This is a genomic window from Pseudomonas sp. 910_21 (assembly GCF_052850735.1).
Map to the genome: position 1 here is coordinate 1 of NZ_VXCY01000010.1, position 21,147 is coordinate 21,147.

Sequence of the window (21,147 nt, forward strand, 5' to 3'; positions counted from 1 at the left end):
GGTTTATATTTTTTAGCTGTCCCGATCGACTTGCTCGTCGGGTGGTGCTTCCTATGCAATGGCTTTGGGCGTGGCTATCATGCTTGGTTCATTGTAAGGCGGAAACTGCATGTCGACGTTGTTAGAGCTTCTGAAGGATGGGCACTTTCACTCGGGGCAGGCGCTCGGGGAGGCGCTGGGTGTTAGCCGTAGTGCTATATGGAAGCAGTTACAGCTTCTTGAAGCGGAATTGGGGCTGGTCATCCATAAAGTACGAGGTCGTGGGTACCAGTTGGCCACGCCAATCACTTTGCTGGACAGTGCTGAGATAAGTCGGCGCTCTTCTTCCAGTGATGCATGGGATGTCCGAATTTTTGACTCTATTGACTCCACGAATGCGGAGGCGCTGCGATCCATTGAGGGGGGGGTGGTGGCTCCTTTTCTTGTGCTGGCTGAGCGTCAGACCGCCGGTCGGGGGCGGCGTGGTCGCAAGTGGGTAAGCCCTTTTGCCGAGAATATCTATTACAGCCTGGTCTTGCGCATAGACGGAGGTCTCCGGCAATTGGAGGGGCTCAGTCTGGTCGTAGGGCTGGCGGTTATGCACACCCTTCGTGAGTATGGAATTCCTGGTGCAGGTTTGAAGTGGCCAAATGATGTTTTGGTTGGTCAGAAGAAGGTCGCGGGAATACTTTTGGAGTTGGTGGGCGATCCTGCGGATGTGTGTCATGTGGTCCTGGGGATTGGGATCAATGTGAATATGCGGAGCGCTGAGGAGGTCGATCAGGAGTGGACTTCGGTAAGGTTGGAGTCCGGCAAGGTTATTGATCGCAATCAGCTGGTCGCTCGATTGAGTGAGATCCTTGTGGCCTATCTTGAGCGTCATCGACTGAATGGTTTCTCCGCGATCCAGGGCGAGTGGGAGCAAGGCCATCTCTGGCAGGGGCGTGCAGTGTCTCTGATAGCGGGCGTAAATAAGGTTGATGGTGTCGTGCTGGGTATTGATCGCCAAGGGGCTTTGCGGTTGAGCGTTGAAGGTGAGGAGAAAACGTATAGTGGTGGGGAGCTCAGTCTAAGGTTGCGTGATGAGCCTTGAGTTTGACCGCGAAATAGCTCCATGAAATGCGCCCGCGCGACCTTGGGCGAGGAGGTGGGGGTGGAAGTTCTGGGTGTTGTGTTGGTTCCGCAAGATCAGTTTGTTCGTGATCTGTTTTTTCGAGTTGACTAAGGCTTGTCCTCCGTCTCGAGGTTTTTATGCGCTGGCTGTTTCTGTTGTTATTGGTCCTCAATGGTTTCTATTACATCTGGCATCAGCAGGAAGCACCTCTTCGTGCGAAAGAGGTTATGCCTCTATCGCTCTATCGAGGATCTCAGCAAGATATCCGCTTGTTGAGTGAGTCTGCAGATTCGGTCGAGCGGCGGGATAAGGGCAAGATGGGGGAGGTTGATGCAAGCTGTCTCTATCTGGGGGGCTTTGCTCGTCGAGATATGGCTCAGATGCTTGAGCAGCGCCTGGTGGGCCTGGGGGTAGATGTCAGGCTACTGTCCTTGAGTGTTGCTGGTTCTTCTGGTTTCTGGTTGCGTGTGACTCCTGAGAGCAAGCATTTGTTGGATGATCTGCAGCTGCAGAACCTTGCTAAGGAATTCAATGAGTTAAAACATAAAATAATGCCTTGTGAGGGGGTTGCAACTGTCGAATAGGTTGCATAGAATGGCGCCCGCTCCGCAGTGAAGACCTCTTGAGGTTAGAGCAGCAGGGCTAGGTCAACGCAGCTAACCTCAAGATTTTATTGAGAAAATGCTTGACAGAAGGGTGGCATGGTATAAAATGCTGCCTCGCTTAGGAGGGGTTCCCGAGCGGCCAAAGGGATCAGACTGTAAATCTGACGTCTACGACTTCGAAGGTTCGAATCCTTCCCCCTCCACCAGATTTAGCGAGAGCTGCAGGCTCCGCGGGTATAGTTTAGTGGTAGAACCTCAGCCTTCCAAGCTGATGATGCGGGTTCGATTCCCGCTACCCGCTCCAAGTTTGCAGGTTTTGCAAAGTGTTACGCTCTTGTAGCTCAGTTGGTAGAGCACACCCTTGGTAAGGGTGAGGTCAGCGGTTCAAATCCGCTCAAGAGCTCCATATAACAAGGCAGATATGAAAATATCTGCCTTTGTTTTAATGGCTTGTGTGACTTGCTCAATTCTTCTCCTAGGGGTGATTTCGATGGCTAAGGAAAAGTTCGAACGTAATAAGCCGCACGTTAACGTGGGTACTATCGGTCACGTTGACCACGGTAAAACCACTCTGACTGCTGCTCTGACTCGCGTTTGCTCCGAAGTTTTCGGTTCGGCTCGTGTTGACTTCGACAAGATCGACAGCGCCCCAGAAGAAAAAGCTCGTGGTATCACCATCAACACTGCACACGTAGAGTACGATTCGCACATTCGTCACTACGCGCACGTTGACTGTCCGGGTCACGCCGACTACGTCAAGAACATGATCACTGGTGCTGCCCAGATGGACGGCGCGATCCTGGTTTGCTCGGCTGCCGATGGTCCGATGCCACAAACTCGTGAGCACATCCTGCTGTCCCGTCAGGTAGGCGTTCCGTACATCGTTGTCTTCCTGAACAAGGCTGACATGGTTGACGATGCTGAGCTGCTGGAGCTGGTTGAAATGGAAGTGCGCGATCTGCTGAGCACTTACGATTTCCCAGGTGACGACACTCCGATCATCATCGGTTCGGCTCTGATGGCTCTGAACGGCCAAGATGACAACGAAATGGGTACCACCGCTGTTAAGCGTCTGGTAGAAACTCTGGACACCTACATCCCAGAGCCAGAGCGTGCAATCGACAAGCCGTTCCTGATGCCAATCGAAGACGTATTCTCGATCTCCGGTCGTGGCACCGTGGTAACTGGCCGTGTTGAGCGTGGTATCGTTCGCATCCAGGAAGAAGTTGAGATCGTTGGTCTGCGCGACACTCAGAAGACCACCTGCACCGGCGTTGAAATGTTCCGCAAACTGCTCGACGAAGGTCGTGCTGGCGAGAACTGCGGCGTTCTGCTGCGTGGTACCAAGCGTGACGACGTTGAGCGTGGTCAGGTTCTGGTTAAGCCAGGCACTGTTAAGCCGCACACCAAGTTCACTGCTGAAGTTTACGTTCTGAGCAAAGAAGAAGGCGGCCGTCATACTCCGTTCTTCAAAGGCTATCGTCCACAGTTCTACTTCCGTACTACTGACGTGACTGGTAACTGCGAGCTGCCAGAAGGCGTTGAAATGGTAATGCCAGGTGACAACATCCAGATGACTGTCACTCTGATCAAAACCATCGCGATGGAAGATGGTCTGCGTTTCGCTATCCGTGAAGGCGGTCGTACCGTCGGCGCTGGTGTCGTAGCCAAAGTCATCGAATAAGTTCTTGAAATATCTCCATCGGGCCGACATAATGGTCGGCCTGATTTTGTTTTTAGGTCAGTAGCTCAATTGGCAGAGCGACGGTCTCCAAAACCGTAGGTTGGGGGTTCGATTCCCTCCTGACCTGCCAGATTCACTCAATGTGTCTGGCTTTCTTTTCACAGGATCTTCATAGATGACTCCTAAGGCTGAAGCTCAAGGCTCTCGCTTCGATCTGCTAAAGTGGCTCGTTGTGGTTGCTTTGGTGATTGTTGGTGTTGTTGGCAATCAGTACTATTCTGCTTCGCCGATCCTGTACCGCGTCCTTGCGCTGCTTGTCATTGCCGCTGTTGCTGCCTTTGTTGGTCTGCAAACTGCGAAGGGCAAGTCGTTCTTTGTACTGGTTAAGGAAGCGCGCACTGAGATTCGTAAAGTCGTGTGGCCAACTCGCCAAGAGACCACGCAGACCACTCTGATTGTAGTGGCTGTGGTTCTGGTTATGGCGTTGCTGTTGTGGGGGCTAGATTCCCTGCTCGGCTGGCTTGTTTCCTTGATTGTTGGCTAAGGGTGTCCCGTGGCTAAGCGTTGGTACGTTGTGCATGCTTACTCGGGTTACGAGAAGCATGTAATGCGTTCGTTGATCGAGCGTGTAAAGCTGGCTGGCATGGAAGATGGCTTCGGCGAAATTCTGGTCCCCACTGAAGAAGTGGTTGAGATGCGTAATGGCCAGAAGCGCAAGAGCGAGCGTAAGTTTTTTCCAGGCTATGTGCTGGTTCAGATGGACATGAATGAGGGGACTTGGCACTTGGTCAAGGATACTCCTCGTGTCATGGGTTTCATTGGTGGTACCGCTGATAAGCCTGCGCCTATCACTGATAAAGAGGCAGAAGCTATTCTGCGTCGTGTCGCCGATGGTAGCGACAAACCCAAACCGAAGACCCTATTCGAGCCGGGTGAGGTGGTCCGTGTTACTGACGGTCCATTCGCTGACTTTAATGGTACGGTCGAAGAAGTTAACTACGAAAAGAGCCGGATCCAAGTGGCGGTGCTCATTTTCGGTCGCTCTACTCCGGTAGAGCTAGAGTTCAGTCAGGTCGAGAAGGCATAACTGAACGAGAATCCCATACCCCGCAGCCTTAGGCTGTGGGGTTTTTTCGTCACTGGGATAAACGCGCAAGTAACCGGGGAGCCTTTCTAGGCGTCTGAACCCGTAATTGGAGTGCCTCATGGCTAAGAAGATTACTGCTTACATCAAGCTGCAAGTTAAGGCCGCTCAGGCCAACCCAAGCCCGCCCGTTGGTCCAGCTCTGGGTCAGCACGGCGTGAACATCATGGAATTCTGCAAGGCTTTCAACGCCCGTACTCAGGGTCTTGAACCAGGTCTGCCGACTCCTGTGATCATCACTGTTTACAGTGACCGCAGCTTCACTTTCGAAACTAAGAGCACCCCTGCTTCGGTTCTGCTGAAGAAAGCTGCTGGTTTGACCAGCGGTTCTGCTCGTCCAAACACCGTTAAGGTTGGCACTGTTACCCGTGCTCAGCTGGAAGAGATCGCGAAAACCAAAAACGCCGATCTGACTGCAGCTGATATGGATGCAGCCGTGCGTACTATCGCCGGTTCTGCTCGTAGCATGGGCCTTAACGTGGAGGGTGTGTAATGGCTAAGCTGACCAAGCGCCAAAAGGCTATCGCCGGCAAGATTGAAGCAGGCAAGGCCTACAACTTCGTAGAAGCCGCCGCTCTCCTGACCGAGCTGTCGACCGTTAAGTTCAGCGAGTCTGTAGACGTAGCTGTGAACCTGGGCGTAGACCCACGTAAATCTGACCAGGTTGTTCGTAGCGCTACCGTGCTGCCACACGGCACTGGCAAGACTGTACGTGTTGCTGTTTTCACCCAAGGTCCAGCTGCTGAAGCAGCCCTGGCTGCCGGTGCAGACCGCGTAGGTATGGATGATCTGGCTGCCGAAATGAAAGCTGGCGACCTGAACTATGACGTAGTTATTGCTTCCCCGGATGCAATGCGCGTTGTAGGTCAGTTGGGTCAGGTTCTGGGTCCTCGTGGCCTGATGCCTAACCCGAAAGTTGGTACCGTAACTCCAGACGTAGCTTCGGCAGTTAAGAACGCCAAGGCTGGTCAGGTTCGCTACCGTACCGACAAAAACGGCATTATCCACACCTCCGTTGGCAAGGTCGGCTTCGACGCCGTCAAGCTGAAGGAAAACGTTGAAGCCCTGATCGCCGACCTGAAGCGTATCAAGCCAGCTTCTTCGAAAGGTATCTACGTCAAGCGCGTTACCCTGAGCACCACTATGGGCCCAGGTCTGGTTATCGACCAGGGTTCGCTGGACGTATAAGACATAAACTAGCGCAAGCGATTGCGTCAGTTGAAAAATTGGGGTCCCTGCCTGGCGGGGGCTATCCAAGACCGTAGGCGGCGCAAGTCTTAAACCACAAGCCTACGCAGATGGTGCTCCCGGTTCCTTACCGAATCAGACACCAAAACGACATCCAGCTCCGGTTGGATGAAACGGTAACAAGCAGGAGTTAAACCCGTGGCAATTAAACTCGAAGACAAGAAGGCCATCGTCGCTGAAGTCAACGAGGCTGCCAAAGCCGCTCTGTCCGCTGTCGTGGCTGATGCCCGTGGTGTGACAGTAGGCGCTATGACCGGACTCCGTAAAGAGGCCCGCGAAGCTGGTGTTTATGTACGTGTCGTACGTAACACCCTGCTCAAGCGCGCTGTTGAAGGCACTCAATATGACGTGCTCAACGACGCGTTCGTCGGCCCTACCCTGATTGCATTCTCCAAGGAACATCCGGGCGCTGCTGCCCGTATTTTCAAAGAGTTCGCAAAGGGTCAGGACAAGTTCGAGATCAAGGCAGCTGCGTTCGAGGGCAAGTACCTCGCAGCAAACGAGATCGACGTGTTGGCTTCGCTGCCAACTCGCGACGAAGCTATTGCGAAGCTGATGAGCGTGATCCAAGGCGCTACCAGCAAGCTGGCTCGTACTCTGGCGGCTATTCGCGACCAGAAAGAAGCTGCTGCTGCCTAAGGCACTGCAAGCCCTTTCAAAATCATATGTTTAATTTGATGGCTGCGTAGGCTGTCACCCCAATACAGGAATTTATAGTCATGTCTCTGACTAACGAGCAAATCATCGAAGCAATCGGCCAGAAAACCGTTCTGGAAGTTGTTGAGCTGATCAAAGCAATGGAAGAAACCTTCGGCGTTACCGCTGCTGTTGCCGCTGCTGGCCCAGCTGCTGCTGCCGCTGTTGTTGAAGAGCAAACTGAATTCAACGTCATGCTGACCGAAGCTGGCGAGAAGAAAGTTAACGTGATCAAGGCTGTACGTGAACTGACCGGTCTGGGCCTGAAAGAAGCCAAGGCTGTAGTTGACGGCGCTCCTGCCATGGTTCTGGAAGCTGTTGCTAAAGAAGCAGCTGAAAAAGCCAAAGCAGCTCTGGAAGAAGCAGGCGCTAAAGTCGAGCTCAAGTAAGCATCGACTTTGTGTCTCCAGCCCAAGCGTTAAGCGAGCGGCTGATGGCTGGTGGCTTTTGCCACCGGCCTTTTTCCGTTATTGGCGGCCGACTGGGTCGGTGCCTTTAACGTGCTGTAACCCACCCTGTGCGGTGGCGCAAACCAAAGGGTTTGCACGATTTTCTGGCTGCTCCCGTCGGGAGGAGCCGAATAAGCAGGTGACCAAGCTGGGGAACGCTGATGGCTTACTCATATACTGAGAAAAAACGTATCCGCAAGGACTTTAGCAAGTTGCCGGACGTCATGGATGTGCCTTACCTCCTGGCCATCCAGCTGGATTCGTATCGTGAATTCTTGCAAGCGGGAGCGACTAAAGATCAGTTCCGCGACGTGGGCCTGCATGCGGCCTTCAAATCCGTTTTCCCGATCATCAGCTACTCCGGCAATGCTGCGTTGGAGTATGTCGGTTATCGCCTGGGCGAACCGGCGTTTGATGTTAAAGAATGCGTGTTGCGTGGTGTGACTTACGCCGTACCTTTGCGGGTAAAAGTTCGTCTGATCATTTTCGACAAAGAATCGTCGAACAAAGCGATCAAGGACATCAAAGAGCAAGAAGTCTATATGGGGGAAATTCCCCTGATGACTGAGAACGGTACCTTCGTAATCAACGGTACCGAGCGTGTAATCGTTTCCCAGCTGCACCGTTCCCCTGGCGTATTCTTCGACCACGACCGTGGCAAGACGCACAGCTCCGGTAAGCTGCTGTACTCGGCGCGGATCATTCCTTACCGCGGCTCGTGGCTGGACTTCGAGTTCGATCCGAAAGACTGCGTGTTCGTCCGTATCGACCGTCGTCGCAAGCTGCCAGCGTCGGTTCTGCTGCGCGCGCTGGGTTACACCACTGAAGAAGTGCTGGACGCGTTCTACACCACCAACGTATTCCATGTGAAAGGCGAGAGCCTGAGCCTGGAGTTGGTGCCTCAGCGTCTGCGTGGTGAAATCGCTGTTCTGGATATCCAGGACGACAAGGGCAAGGTTATTGTCGAGCAAGGTCGTCGTATTACCGCTCGCCATATCAACCAGCTGGAAAAAGCCGGCATCAAGGAACTGGATGTGCCTCTGGACTACGTCCTGGGCCGTACCACTGCCAAGGCCATTGTGCACCCGGCTACCGGCGAGATCCTGGCAGAGTGCAACACCGAGCTGAACACCGAGATCCTGGCAAAAATCGCCAAGTCGCAGGTTGTTCGCATCGAAACTCTGTACACCAACGACATCGATTGCGGTCCGTTCGTTTCCGACACTCTGAAGATCGACTCCACCAGCAACCAATTGGAAGCGCTGGTCGAGATCTATCGCATGATGCGTCCAGGCGAGCCGCCGACCAAAGATGCTGCCGAGACTCTGTTCAATAACCTGTTCTTCAGTCCAGAGCGCTATGACTTGTCCGCCGTTGGCCGGATGAAGTTCAACCGTCGTATCGGTCGTACCGAGATCGAAGGTTCGGGCGTGCTGTGCAAGGAAGACATCGTTGCTGTACTGAAGACTCTGGTCGACATCCGTAACGGTAAAGGCATCGTCGACGACATCGACCACCTGGGTAACCGTCGTGTTCGCTGCGTAGGCGAAATGGCCGAGAACCAGTTCCGCGTTGGCCTGGTGCGTGTAGAACGCGCGGTCAAAGAGCGTCTGTCGATGGCTGAAAGCGAAGGCCTGATGCCGCAAGACCTGATCAATGCCAAGCCAGTAGCTGCGGCAGTGAAAGAGTTCTTCGGTTCCAGCCAGCTGTCGCAGTTCATGGACCAGAACAACCCGCTGTCCGAGATTACCCACAAGCGTCGTGTGTCTGCACTCGGCCCGGGTGGTCTGACTCGTGAGCGTGCAGGCTTTGAAGTTCGTGACGTGCACCCGACTCACTACGGTCGTGTATGTCCGATTGAAACGCCGGAAGGTCCGAACATTGGTCTGATCAACTCCTTGGCTGCCTATGCCCGCACCAACCAGTACGGCTTCCTCGAAAGCCCGTACCGTGTGGTGAAAGATGCGCTGGTAACCGATGAGATCGTGTTCCTGTCCGCTATCGAAGAGGCCGATCACGTGATCGCCCAGGCTTCGGCGACCATGAACGACAAAGGTCATCTGATCGATGAGCTGGTAGCTGTTCGTCACTTGAACGAATTCACCGTCAAGGCGCCAGAAGATGTCACCTTGATGGACGTTTCGCCGAAGCAGGTAGTTTCGGTTGCTGCGTCGTTGATTCCGTTCCTCGAGCACGACGACGCCAACCGTGCGTTGATGGGTTCCAACATGCAGCGTCAGGCTGTACCGACCCTGCGTGCTGATAAGCCGCTGGTAGGTACCGGCATGGAGCGCAACGTTGCCCGTGACTCCGGCGTTTGCGTCGTGGCTCGTCGTGGCGGCGTGATCGACTCTGTTGATGCCAGCCGTATTGTGGTTCGTGTTGCCGATGACGAAGTTGAAACTGGCGAAGCCGGTGTCGACATCTACAACCTGACCAAATACACCCGCTCCAACCAGAACACTTGCATCAACCAGCGTCCGCTGGTGAGCAAGGGTGATCGGGTTCAGCGCAGCGATATTATGGCCGACGGCCCGTCCACCGACATGGGTGAACTAGCTCTGGGTCAGAACATGCGTATCGCGTTCATGGCATGGAACGGCTTCAACTTCGAAGACTCCATCTGCCTGTCCGAGCGTGTGGTTCAGGAAGACCGCTTCACTACGATCCACATCCAGGAACTGACCTGTGTGGCCCGTGACACCAAGCTTGGTCCAGAGGAAATCACTGCGGACATCCCGAACGTGGGTGAGGCTGCACTGAACAAGCTGGACGAAGCCGGTATTGTTTATGTGGGTGCTGAAGTTGGCGCAGGCGACATTCTGGTGGGCAAGGTCACTCCGAAAGGCGAGACCCAGCTGACTCCGGAAGAAAAACTGCTGCGTGCAATCTTCGGTGAAAAAGCCAGCGACGTTAAAGACACTTCCCTGCGCGTACCTACCGGTACCAAGGGTACTGTCATCGACGTGCAGGTCTTCACTCGTGATGGCGTAGAGCGCGATGCTCGTGCTCTGTCCATCGAGAAGAGCCAGCTCGACGAGATTCGTAAGGATCTGAACGAAGAGTTCCGTATCGTTGAAGGCGCGACTTTCGAACGTCTGCGTTCCGCTCTGGTCGGCCACAAAGCCGAAGGCGGCGCCGGTCTGAAGAAGGGGCAGGAGATCACCGACGAAGTTCTCGACGGTCTTGAGCATGGTCAGTGGTTCAAGCTGCGCATGGCTGAAGATGCTCTGAACGAGCAGCTCGAGAAGGCTCAGGCCTACATCGTTGATCGCCGCCGTCTGCTGGACGACAAGTTCGAAGACAAGAAGCGCAAACTGCAGCAGGGCGATGACCTGGCTCCAGGCGTGCTGAAAATCGTCAAGGTCTACCTGGCAATCCGTCGTCGCATCCAACCGGGCGACAAGATGGCCGGTCGTCACGGTAACAAGGGTGTGGTCTCCGTGATCATGCCGGTTGAAGACATGCCGCACGATGCCAATGGCACCCCGGTTGACGTAGTCCTCAACCCGTTGGGCGTACCTTCGCGTATGAACGTTGGTCAGATTCTCGAAACTCACCTGGGCCTCGCGGCCAAAGGTCTGGGCGAGAAGATCAACCGGATGGTCGAAGAGCAGCGTAAGGTTGCAGAGCTGCGTACCTTCCTGGACGAGATCTATAACCAGATCGGTGGTCGCAACGAAGACCTGGACAGCTTCTCCGATCAGGAGATCCTGGATCTGGCGAACAACCTGCGTGGCGGTGTGCCTATGGCCACTCCGGTGTTCGACGGCGCCAAGGAAAGTGAAATCAAGGCCATGCTGAAACTGGCTGACCTGCCAGAAAGCGGCCAGATGCAACTGACCGACGGCCGTACCGGCAACAAGTTCGAGCGTCCAGTTACCGTTGGCTACATGTACATGCTGAAACTGAACCACTTGGTAGACGACAAGATGCACGCTCGTTCTACCGGTTCGTACAGCCTGGTTACCCAGCAGCCGCTGGGTGGTAAGGCGCAGTTCGGTGGTCAGCGTTTCGGGGAGATGGAGGTCTGGGCACTGGAAGCATACGGTGCTGCATACACTCTGCAAGAAATGCTCACAGTGAAGTCGGACGATGTGAACGGTCGTACCAAGATGTACAAAAACATCGTGGACGGCGATCACCGTATGGAGCCGGGCATGCCCGAGTCCTTCAACGTGTTGATCAAAGAAATTCGTTCCCTCGGCATCGATATCGATCTGGAAACCGAATAACACGTGACGCGAATCGAGAGCGGGGCAGGATTGCCCGCTCTCTGCTCCGCCAGGAGGAAAGGCCTTGAAAGACCTACTGAATTTGCTGAAAAACCAGGGTCAAGTCGAAGAGTTCGACGCCATCCGTATCGGATTGGCATCGCCTGAGATGATCCGTTCGTGGTCGTTCGGTGAAGTTAAAAAGCCGGAAACCATCAACTACCGTACGTTCAAACCTGAGCGTGACGGCCTGTTCTGCGCCAAGATCTTTGGCCCGGTAAAGGATTACGAGTGCCTGTGCGGTAAGTACAAGCGCTTGAAGCATCGCGGCGTGATCTGCGAGAAGTGCGGCGTTGAAGTTGCACTGGCCAAGGTTCGTCGTGAGCGCATGGCGCACATCGAACTGGCTTCGCCGGTTGCCCACATCTGGTTCCTGAAATCGCTGCCGTCCCGTATCGGCCTGCTGATGGACATGACCCTGCGTGATATCGAGCGCGTTCTCTACTTTGAGAGCTATGTCGTTATCGATCCAGGCATGACCACCCTTGAAAAAGGTCAACTGCTGAACGATGAGCAGTACTTCGAAGCGCTGGAAGAGTTTGGTGATGACTTCGACGCCCGTATGGGTGCCGAGGCTGTCCGCGAACTGCTGCACGCTATCGACCTGGAGCACGAGATTGGCCGTCTGCGCGAAGAGATTCCGCAAACCAACTCGGAAACCAAGATCAAGAAGCTGTCCAAGCGTCTGAAGTTGATGGAGGCCTTCCAGGGTTCCGGCAACCTTCCAGAGTGGATGGTGCTGACCGTTCTGCCGGTTCTGCCGCCAGATCTGCGTCCACTGGTCCCGCTGGATGGCGGTCGCTTCGCGACTTCTGACCTCAACGACCTGTATCGTCGAGTGATCAACCGTAACAACCGTTTGAAGCGCCTGCTGGATCTGTCCGCTCCGGACATCATCGTGCGCAACGAAAAGCGTATGTTGCAGGAAGCTGTCGACGCACTGCTCGACAACGGCCGTCGTGGCCGCGCTATCACCGGTTCCAACAAACGTCCTCTGAAATCCCTGGCCGACATGATCAAGGGTAAGCAAGGTCGTTTCCGTCAGAACTTGCTCGGTAAGCGTGTTGACTACTCCGGTCGTTCGGTAATTACCGTAGGTCCGACCCTGCGTCTGCACCAGTGCGGCCTGCCGAAGAAGATGGCTCTCGAGCTGTTCAAACCGTTCATTTTCGGCAAGTTGGAAATGCGTGGCCTGGCTACCACCATCAAAGCCGCCAAGAAGATGGTTGAGCGCGAGCTGCCGGAAGTTTGGGACGTTCTCGCTGAAGTGATTCGCGAACACCCCGTACTGCTCAACCGTGCACCGACCCTTCACCGTCTGGGCATCCAGGCGTTTGAGCCAGTATTGATCGAAGGTAAGGCTATCCAGCTGCACCCTCTGGTCTGTGCCGCGTACAACGCCGACTTCGACGGCGACCAAATGGCCGTGCACGTACCGCTCACGCTGGAAGCCCAGCTGGAAGCGCGTGCGTTGATGATGTCGACCAACAACATTCTGTCGCCAGCCAACGGTGAGCCAATCATCGTTCCGTCGCAGGACGTTGTATTGGGTCTGTACTACATGACTCGTGAAGCGATCAACGCCAAGGGCGAAGGTCGTGTGTTCGCGGACCTGCAGGAAGTCGATCGCGTATTCCGCGCCGGCGAAGCGGCTCTGCATGCCAAGATCAAGGTTCGTATCAACGAAACCGTTAACGATCGTGATGGCGGCAGCGTGAGCGCTACCCGTATCGTCGACACCACTGTTGGTCGTGCGCTGCTGTTCCAGGTCGTGCCAAAAGGTCTGTCGTTCGACGTCGTCAACTTACCGATGAAGAAGAAGGCGATCTCCAAGCTGATCAACCAGTGCTACCGCGTGGTTGGTCTGAAAGAGACCGTGATCTTCGCTGACCAGTTGATGTACACCGGTTTCGCTTATTCGACCATTTCCGGCGTTTCCATCGGTGTTAACGACTTCGTTATCCCGGATGAAAAAGCCCGCATCATCGGTGCTGCCACCGATGAAGTTAAGGAAATCGAGAGCCAGTACGCCTCCGGCCTGGTAACCCAGGGCGAGAAGTACAACAAGGTGATCGACCTTTGGTCGAAAGCCAACGACGAAGTGTCCAAGGCGATGATGGCTAACCTCTCGAAAGAGAAGGTAATCGACCGTCATGGCGACGAAGTTGAGCAAGAGTCGTTCAACTCGATGTACATGATGGCTGACTCGGGTGCGCGGGGTTCCGCTGCACAGATCCGTCAGCTGGCCGGTATGCGTGGTCTGATGGCCAAGCCGGACGGCTCCATCATCGAAACGCCGATTACTGCGAACTTCCGTGAAGGTCTGAGCGTACTCCAGTACTTCATCTCGACTCACGGTGCTCGTAAAGGTCTGGCGGATACCGCGTTGAAAACAGCGAACTCCGGTTACCTGACTCGTCGTCTGGTAGACGTGGCGCAGGATCTGGTTGTGACCGAGATCGATTGCGGCACCGAGCATGGTCTGCTGATGACTCCGCACATTGAAGGCGGTGACGTTGTAGAGCCGCTGGGTGAGCGCGTATTGGGTCGTGTTATCGCCCGTGACGTATTCAAGCCGGGTACCGAGGACGTCATCGTTCCTGCTGGCACTCTGGTAGACGAGAAGTGGGTCGAGTTCATCGAGCTGAACAGCATCGACGAAGTGATCGTGCGTTCGCCGATCAGCTGCGAAACTCGTTATGGCATCTGCGCCAAGTGCTACGGCCGTGACCTGGCTCGTGGTCATCTGGTGAACATCGGTGAAGCGGTCGGCGTAATTGCTGCCCAGTCCATCGGTGAGCCGGGTACCCAGCTGACCATGCGTACGTTCCACATCGGTGGTGCGGCAAGCCGGACCTCGGCAGCAGACAGCGTACAGGTGAAGAATGGCGGTACTGTCCGTCTGCATAACCTGAAGCACGTTGAGCGTGTTGATGGTCACCTGGTAGCCGTATCCCGTTCTGGCGAACTGGCAATTGCCGATGACTTCGGTCGCGAGCGCGAGCGCTACAAGCTGCCGTACGGTGCTGTGATTTCGGTGAAGGAAGGCGATAAGGTCGACGCTGGTGCCATCGTGGCCAAGTGGGATCCGCACACTCACCCAATCGTTACCGAAATGAAAGGTACCGTGACCTACGTGGGCATGGAAGAAGGCATCACGATCAAGCGTCAGACTGACGAATTGACCGGTATGACCAATATTGAAGTGCTTGACGTCAAAGACCGTCCAGCTGCCGGTAAGGACATCCGTCCTGCGGTGAAGATGGTTGGTATGGATGGCAAGGATCTGCTGCTGCCAGGTACCGACGTACCGGCACAGTACTTCCTGCCGGCTAACGCCCTTGTAGGTGTTGCCGACGGTGCGCAGATTGCGATCGGTGATGTTATCGCTCGTATTCCGCAAGAAACTTCGAAGACCCGTGACATCACCGGTGGTCTGCCGCGTGTTGCCGACTTGTTCGAAGCTCGTCGTCCGAAAGAAGCGTCGATTCTGGCTGAAGTCAGCGGCACCATCGCGTTCGGTAAAGAGACCAAGGGCAAGCGCCGTCTGGTCATTACCCCGAACGACGGTAGTGATCCGTATGAGGAGCTGATTCCTAAGTGGCGTCACCTGAACGTCTTCGAAGGCGAACAAGTGAACCGCGGCGAAGTTATCTCCGACGGTCCGAGCGATCCGCACGACATCCTGCGTTTGCTGGGTGTGAGTGCGTTGGCTAAGTACATCGTTAACGAGATTCAGGACGTTTACCGTCTGCAGGGCGTGAAGATCAACGATAAGCACATCGAGACCATTCTGCGTCAGATGCTGCGTAAGGTTGAGATTGCCGAGTCTGGCGACTCCAGCTTCATCAAGGGCGACCAGATGGAACTGACTCACGTACTGGTAGAAAACGAGCGTCTGAGCGCTGAAGACAAGTTCATCTCCAAGTTCACCCGCGTATTGCTGGGTATTACTAAGGCGTCCTTGTCCACTGAGTCGTTCATCTCGGCGGCCTCTTTCCAAGAGACCACTCGTGTACTGACCGAGGCAGCAGTGACCGGCAAGCGCGACTACTTGCGTGGCCTGAAGGAAAACGTGGTTGTGGGTCGTCTGATCCCGGCCGGTACCGGCCTGGCTTACCACAGCGAGCGCAAGCGTCGTCGTGATGCAGACAAGCCACTGCGCGTGAGCGCGAGCGAAGTCGAAGCAGCACTGACAGAAGCGCTGAACTCCAGCGGTAACTGAGGTCTGTAGTAGATTGAGATGGGGCCCCGGTTTTTCCGACTGAGAATCGAGACACTTTTTGTCGAGGTTCGCTGATCGGAGAGGCCGGGGCCTTGCCTTGACTGGGGACAAGATCCTCTTTAGACTCTTGTACCCCTAAATTTGGTGGAGCTTCTGCTCTGCCATTTTGTTTATGTCGAAAGACAACAGTGGAGCTAGTAGATGGCAACTATCAACCAGCTGGTACGTCAGCCGCGTAAGCGTATCGTCGAGAAATCCGACGTGCCTGCGCTGCAGAACTGCCCGCAACGTCGTGGCGTGTGCACTCGCGTGTATACCACTACGCCGAAAAAACCTAACTCGGCACTGCGTAAAGTATGCCGTGTGCGTCTGACCAACGGTTTCGAGGTTTCCTCGTACATCGGCGGTGAAGGCCACAACCTGCAAGAGCACAGCGTCGTACTGATTCGCGGCGGCCGTGTAAAAGACTTGCCAGGTGTTCGTTACCACACCGTTCGCGGCTCCCTGGATACCTCCGGCGTTAAAGGTCGTAACCAAGGTCGTTCGAAGTACGGTACCAAGCGTCCGAAGTAATCGGTCGTTTTGCAGTTTTTAATTATATTGAGTCGATAAGAGTAAGGTCGGGCACGCGTCCATTGGATCAACTGTCCCGAGCTAACCTGAAGACCGTTTGAGGGCTTATCAATGCCAAGACGTCGCGTAGCAGCCAAACGTGAGATTCTGGACGATCCGAAATACGGAAGCCAGATCCTCGCCAAGTTCATGAACCACGTAATGGAGAGCGGCAAGAAAGCCGTTGCCGAACGTATCGTTTATGGTGCGCTGGAAAAAGTTAAAGAGCGCAAGAACAGCGATCCCCTGGAAATCTTCGAGAAAGCTCTCGACGCCATCGCTCCGCTGGTCGAAGTGAAGTCGCGCCGTGTAGGCGGTGCTACTTACCAGGTTCCGGTCGAAGTTCGTCCGTCCCGTCGTAACGCTCTGGCAATGCGCTGGTTGGTAGACTTCGCTCGCAAGCGCGGCGAGAAGTCTATGGCTCTGCGTTTGGCTGGCGAACTGCTGGACGCTGCCGAAGGCAAAGGTGCTGCAGTTAAGAAGCGTGAAGACGTTCACCGTATGGCTGAAGCCAACAAGGCTTTCTCGCACTACCGCTTCTAATCTCAGCATCATTCATTTTGCGAGGGCTTTATGGCTCGTACTACAGCAATCAACCGCTACCGTAACATTGGTATCTGTGCCCACGTTGACGCGGGCAAGACTACCACTACCGAGCGGATCCTGTTTTACACAGGTCTCAGCCACAAGATGGGTGAGGTGCATGACGGCGCTGCTACCACCGACTGGATGGTGCAGGAGCAGGAGCGTGGTATCACCATTACCTCCGCTGCTGTAACTACCTTCTGGAAAGGTTCGCGCGGCCAATACGATAACTATCGTGTAAACGTTATCGATACCCCAGGCCACGTTGACTTCACCATTGAAGTAGAGCGTTCTCTGCGTGTACTCGACGGCGCGGTCGTTGTGTTCTGCGGTACTTCCGGTGTTGAGCCTCAGTCTGAAACCGTATGGCGTCAAGCCAACAAGTACGGCGTTCCACGTGTTGTTTACGTGAACAAGATGGACCGTGCAGGCGCTAACTTCCTGCGCGTTGTTGGCCAGATCAAAAACCGCCTGGGTCACACCCCGGTTCCGGTTCAGCTGGCTATCGGCGCTGAAGATAACTTCGAAGGTCAGGTTGATCTGATCAAGATGAAGGCTATCTACTGGAACGACGACGACAAGGGTACTACCTATCGCGAGGAAGAAATTCCTGCCGATATGCTGGACCTGGCTAACGAGTGGCGCTCCAACATGGTTGAAGCTGCTGCTGAAGCCAACGAAGAGCTGATGAACAAGTACCTTGAAGAAGGTGACCTGACCGTCGAAGAAATCAAGGCTGGCCTGCGTGCGCGCACCCTGGCTAGTGAGATCGTTCCGGCTGTCTGCGGTTCTTCGTTTAAGAACAAGGGTGTTCCCCTGGTTCTCGACGCCGTTATCGACTTCCTGCCTGCTCCTACCGAGATCCCTGCGATCAAAGGTATCCACCCGGATCTCATCGAGAAGCCGAAGGAAGAGTTGGTAGAAGCGGATTACGACGAGCGTCATGCTGACGATTCGGAACCGTTCTCGGCTCTGGCATTCAAGATCGCTACTGACCCGTTCGTTGGTACTCTGACTTTCGTGCGCGTTTACTCGGGCTTCCTGAGCTCGGGCGACTCCGTGATCAACTCGGTCAAGGGCAAGAAAGAGCGCGTTGGTCGTATGGTGCAGATGCATGCCAACCAGCGTGAAGAGATCAAAGAAGTACGTGCAGGCGACATCGCTGCCCTGATCGGCATGAAGGACGTCACCACTGGTGACACTCTGTGCGATCTCGACAAGCAGATCATCCTTGAGCGTATGGACTTCCCTGAGCCTGTGATTTCGGTAGCGGTAGAGCCGAAAACCAAGCAGGACCAGGAAAAGATGGGTATTGCACTGGGCAAGCTGGCTCAGGAAGACCCGTCGTTCCGCGTCAAGACCGACGAAGAGACTGGTCAGACCATTATCTCCGGTATGGGTGAGCTGCACCTGGACATCCTCGTTGACCGCATGAAGCGCGAGTTCAACGTCGAAGCCAACATCGGCAAGCCGCAGGTTTCGTACCGCGAGAAGATCAGCAAGAGCAACGTCGAGATCGAAGGCAAATTCGTTCGTCAATCCGGCGGTCGCGGTCAGTTCGGTCACTGCTGGATCCGTTTCTCGGAGCCGGACGTTGATGCGAACGGCAACATCACCGAAGGTCTGGTCTTCACCAACGAAGTTGTTGGTGGTGTGGTTCCTAAGGAATACATCCCGGCTATCCAGAAGGGTATCGAAGAGCAGATGAAGAACGGCGTCGTTGCCGGTTATCCGCTGATCGGCCTGAAGGCTACCGTGTTCGATGGTTCCTACCACGACGTCGACTCCAACGAGATGGCGTTCAAGGTGGCGGCCTCCATGGCGACCAAGCAGCTGGCCCAGAAGGGCGGCGGTGTTGTGCTCGAGCCGATCATGAAGGTTGAAGTTGTAACCCCAGAGGACTACATGGGTGACGTGATGGGTGACCTGAACCGTCGTCGTGGTCTGATTCAGGGTATGGATGACTCGGTGTCCGGCAAGGTTATCCGTGCCGAAGTGCCACTGGGTGAAATGTTCGGTTATGCAACTGACGTTCGTTCCATGTCTCAGGGTCGCGCGAGCTACTCCATGGAATTCTCCAAATACGCCGAAGCTCCGTCGAACATCGTCGAAGCTCTCGTTAAAAAACAAGGCTGATTCAGTCTCCCCTTTAGGCTAGGAGTTAATTGTCGTGGCTAAAGAAAAATTTGAACGTAACAAACCGCACGTCAACGTTGGCACCATCGGTCACGTTGACCACGGTAAAACCACTCTGACCGCTGCTCTGACTCGCGTTTGCTCCGAAGTTTTCGGTTCGGCTCGTGTTGACTTCGACAAGATCGACAGCGCCCCAGAAGAAAAAGCTCGTGGTATCACCATCAACACTGCGCACGTAGAGTACGATTCGCACATTCGTCACTACGCGCACGTTGACTGCCCGGGTCACGCCGACTACGTCAAGAACATGATCACTGGTGCTGCCCAGATGGACGGCGCGATCCTGGTTTGCTCGGCTGCCGATGGTCCGATGCCACAAACTCGTGAGCACATCCTGCTGTCCCGTCAGGTAGGCGTTCCGTACATCGTTGTCTTCCTGAACAAGGCTGACATGGTTGACGATGCTGAGCTGCTGGAACTGGTTGAAATGGAAGTGCGCGATCTGCTGAGCACTTACGATTTCCCAGGTGACGACACTCCGATCATCATCGGTTCGGCTCTGATGGCTCTGAACGGCCAAGACGACAACGAAATGGGTACCACCGCTGTTAAGCGTCTGGTAGAAACTCTGGACACCTACATCCCAGAGCCAGAGCGTGCAATCGACAAGCCGTTCCTGATGCCAATCGAAGACGTATTCTCGATCTCCGGTCGTGGCACCGTGGTAACTGGCCGTGTTGAGCGTGGTATCGTTCGCATCCAGGAAGAAGTTGAGATCGTTGGTCTGCGCGACACTCAGAAGACCACCTGCACCGGCGTTGAAATGTTCCGCAAACTGCTCGACGAAGGTCGTGCTGGCGAGAACTGCGGCGTTCTGCTGCGTGGTACCAAGCGTGACGACGTTGAGCGTGGTCAGGTTCTGGTTAAGCCAGGCACTGTTAAGCCGCACACCAAGTTCACTGCTGAAGTTTACGTTCTGAGCAAAGAAGAAGGCGGCCGTCATACTCCGTTCTTCAAAGGCTACCGTCCACAGTTCTACTTCCGTACTACTGACGTGACTGGTAACTGCGAGCTGCCAGAAGGCGTTGAAATGGTAATGCCAGGTGACAACATCCAGATGACTGTCACTCTGATCAAAACCATCGCGATGGAAGATGGTCTGCGTTTCGCTATCCGTGAAGGCGGTCGTACCGTCGGCGCTGGCGTCGTAGCCAAAGTTATCGAGTAATCGACGACTCATGAAGAAGCCCCCGCTTGCGGGGGCTTTTTTATTGGGTTGACACTCTGTGGGGCCGTCTATAGAATTGCGCCTCCTTTTAACGGGCGTATTGCGCCCGGTGGGAATAGCAGCCTGGAGTCTGAAATCCAATGCAAAATCAGCAAATCCGTATCAGGTTGAAGGCTTTCGACCATCGCCTGATCGACCAATCCACCCAGGAAATCGTGGAAACCGCGAAACGTACTGGTGCTCAAGTGCGTGGTCCAATTCCACTGCCTACCCGTAAAGAGCGGTTCACCGTTCTGGTCTCCCCGCACGTCAACAAAGACGCGCGTGACCAGTACGAGATCCGTACTCATAAGCGCGTACTGGACATCGTCCAGCCAACGGATAAAACCGTTGATGCTCTTATGAAGCTTGATCTTGCGGCAGGTGTGGAAGTGCAGATCAGCCTCGGCTAAGACTCGGTCTTAGTCGTGTAACGCTCTGAAATGGGCGGCCATAGCGGGTGAAAGCCCCGTACACTCATGAGGTTTACAACATGACTATTGGTGTAGTCGGTCGTAAATGCGGTATGACCCGTATTTTCACCGAAGAAGGTGTCTCCATTCCGGTCACGGTCATTGAGATCGAACCGAATCGCGTCACCCAGTTCAAAACTGAAGAAACCGATGGCTATCGTGCAGTGCAAGTCACTGTAGGTGAGCGTCGTGCTTCGCGCGTGACTGCTGCTCAGGCAGGTCACTTCGCTAAAGCGAACGTTGCTGCCGGTCGTGGCGTTTGGGAATTCCGTCTTGAAGAAGGCGAGTACCAAGCTGGCGATCTGATCAATGCAGAAATCTTCGCAGCTGGCCAACTGGTAGATGTTACCGGTCAGTCGAAAGGTAAAGGCTTCGCCGGTACCATCAAGCGTTGGAATTTCCGCGGTCAAGATAACACCCACGGTAACTCCGTTTCCCACCGCGTCCCGGGCTCTATTGGCCAGTGCCAGACTCCTGGTCGTGTATTCAAGGGCAAAAAAATGTCCGGTCATATGGGCGCTGAGCGCGTGACCGTGCAGTCCCTGGAAGTAGTGCGCGTCGACGCTGAACGCAATCTGTTGTTGGTCAAGGGTGCTGTTCCTGGCGCTACTGGCGGCAACCTGGTTGTACGTCCGGCGGCCAAGGCTCGCGGTTAA

At 54.8% G+C, this 21,147-nt stretch carries 17 protein-coding genes and 4 tRNA genes; all 21 read left to right on the forward strand.

What is annotated here, in order from left to right; genetic code table 11:
* Positions 1-109 precede the first annotated feature (109 nt).
* Positions 110-1,072: a bifunctional biotin--[acetyl-CoA-carboxylase] ligase/biotin operon repressor BirA gene (birA, locus tag FW796_RS26775; protein ID WP_346635583.1), complete on the forward strand. Its 963-nt coding sequence runs from the start codon at positions 110-112 to the stop codon at positions 1,070-1,072.
* A gap of 158 nt (positions 1,073-1,230) precedes the next feature.
* Positions 1,231-1,677 carry a hypothetical protein gene (locus tag FW796_RS26780; RefSeq protein WP_404937777.1) on the forward strand — a complete coding sequence of 149 codons (447 nt, stop codon included), beginning with the start codon at positions 1,231-1,233 and terminating at the stop codon, positions 1,675-1,677.
* Positions 1,678-1,819: 142 nt separating this feature from the next.
* A tRNA-Tyr gene (locus FW796_RS26785) sits at positions 1,820-1,904 on the forward strand.
* 24 nt (positions 1,905-1,928) lie between these two features.
* A tRNA-Gly gene (locus FW796_RS26790) sits at positions 1,929-2,002 on the forward strand.
* Positions 2,003-2,028: 26 nt separating this feature from the next.
* Positions 2,029-2,104 (forward strand) — tRNA-Thr (locus tag FW796_RS26795).
* Positions 2,105-2,188: 84 nt separating this feature from the next.
* The gene (gene tuf / locus FW796_RS26800) at positions 2,189-3,382 is read left to right on the forward strand and encodes an elongation factor Tu (protein ID WP_060841339.1); all 1,194 of its coding nucleotides are present in this window, start codon (positions 2,189-2,191) and stop codon (positions 3,380-3,382) included.
* Between the two features lie 54 nt (positions 3,383-3,436).
* Positions 3,437-3,512, forward strand: a tRNA-Trp gene (locus FW796_RS26805).
* 45 nt (positions 3,513-3,557) lie between these two features.
* Entirely contained in the window at positions 3,558-3,926 is a 369-nt protein-coding gene (gene secE, locus FW796_RS26810) for a preprotein translocase subunit SecE (protein WP_011063783.1), read from the forward strand.
* Between the two features lie 9 nt (positions 3,927-3,935).
* Positions 3,936-4,469, forward strand: a complete 534-nt coding sequence (nusG, locus tag FW796_RS26815; protein WP_002555501.1) for a transcription termination/antitermination protein NusG — start codon at positions 3,936-3,938, stop codon at positions 4,467-4,469.
* A gap of 118 nt (positions 4,470-4,587) precedes the next feature.
* Complete coding sequence (gene rplK, locus FW796_RS26820) at positions 4,588-5,019, forward strand: 50S ribosomal protein L11 (RefSeq protein ID WP_003176435.1); 432 nt, start codon at positions 4,588-4,590, stop codon at positions 5,017-5,019.
* The gene (rplA, locus tag FW796_RS26825; RefSeq protein ID WP_123723271.1) at positions 5,019-5,714 is read left to right on the forward strand and encodes a 50S ribosomal protein L1; all 696 of its coding nucleotides are present in this window, start codon (positions 5,019-5,021) and stop codon (positions 5,712-5,714) included. The genes rplK and rplA overlap by 1 nt, the downstream gene beginning before the upstream one ends.
* A 198-nt stretch (positions 5,715-5,912) precedes the next feature.
* On the forward strand, positions 5,913-6,413 hold the full coding sequence (rplJ, locus tag FW796_RS26830) for a 50S ribosomal protein L10 (RefSeq protein ID WP_025132369.1): 501 nt from the start codon (positions 5,913-5,915) through the stop codon (positions 6,411-6,413).
* Positions 6,414-6,493: 80 nt separating this feature from the next.
* Positions 6,494-6,859 carry a 50S ribosomal protein L7/L12 gene (gene rplL, locus FW796_RS26835; protein WP_060841342.1) on the forward strand — a complete coding sequence of 122 codons (366 nt, stop codon included), beginning with the start codon at positions 6,494-6,496 and terminating at the stop codon, positions 6,857-6,859.
* A gap of 221 nt (positions 6,860-7,080) precedes the next feature.
* Positions 7,081-11,154, forward strand: coding sequence for a DNA-directed RNA polymerase subunit beta (gene rpoB, locus FW796_RS26840; protein ID WP_346635585.1), 4,074 nt, complete (start codon positions 7,081-7,083; stop codon positions 11,152-11,154).
* A gap of 64 nt (positions 11,155-11,218) precedes the next feature.
* Positions 11,219-15,418 (forward strand): DNA-directed RNA polymerase subunit beta', encoded by a 4,200-nt coding sequence (gene rpoC, locus FW796_RS26845; protein WP_346635586.1) that lies wholly within the window; start codon positions 11,219-11,221, stop codon positions 15,416-15,418.
* A gap of 201 nt (positions 15,419-15,619) precedes the next feature.
* On the forward strand, positions 15,620-15,991 hold the full coding sequence (rpsL, locus tag FW796_RS26850; protein ID WP_003186084.1) for a 30S ribosomal protein S12: 372 nt from the start codon (positions 15,620-15,622) through the stop codon (positions 15,989-15,991).
* Positions 15,992-16,102: 111 nt separating this feature from the next.
* Positions 16,103-16,573, forward strand: coding sequence for a 30S ribosomal protein S7 (gene rpsG, locus FW796_RS26855; protein WP_007925959.1), 471 nt, complete (start codon positions 16,103-16,105; stop codon positions 16,571-16,573).
* Between the two features lie 30 nt (positions 16,574-16,603).
* The gene (gene fusA / locus FW796_RS26860) at positions 16,604-18,751 is read left to right on the forward strand and encodes an elongation factor G (RefSeq protein WP_025132366.1); all 2,148 of its coding nucleotides are present in this window, start codon (positions 16,604-16,606) and stop codon (positions 18,749-18,751) included.
* Between the two features lie 34 nt (positions 18,752-18,785).
* Complete coding sequence (tuf, locus tag FW796_RS26865) at positions 18,786-19,979, forward strand: elongation factor Tu (protein WP_060841339.1); 1,194 nt, start codon at positions 18,786-18,788, stop codon at positions 19,977-19,979.
* A 140-nt stretch (positions 19,980-20,119) separates the two neighbouring features.
* Positions 20,120-20,431 carry a 30S ribosomal protein S10 gene (rpsJ, locus tag FW796_RS26870; RefSeq protein ID WP_003186070.1) on the forward strand — a complete coding sequence of 104 codons (312 nt, stop codon included), beginning with the start codon at positions 20,120-20,122 and terminating at the stop codon, positions 20,429-20,431.
* A gap of 80 nt (positions 20,432-20,511) precedes the next feature.
* Positions 20,512-21,147, forward strand: coding sequence for a 50S ribosomal protein L3 (rplC, locus tag FW796_RS26875; protein WP_007924205.1), 636 nt, complete (start codon positions 20,512-20,514; stop codon positions 21,145-21,147).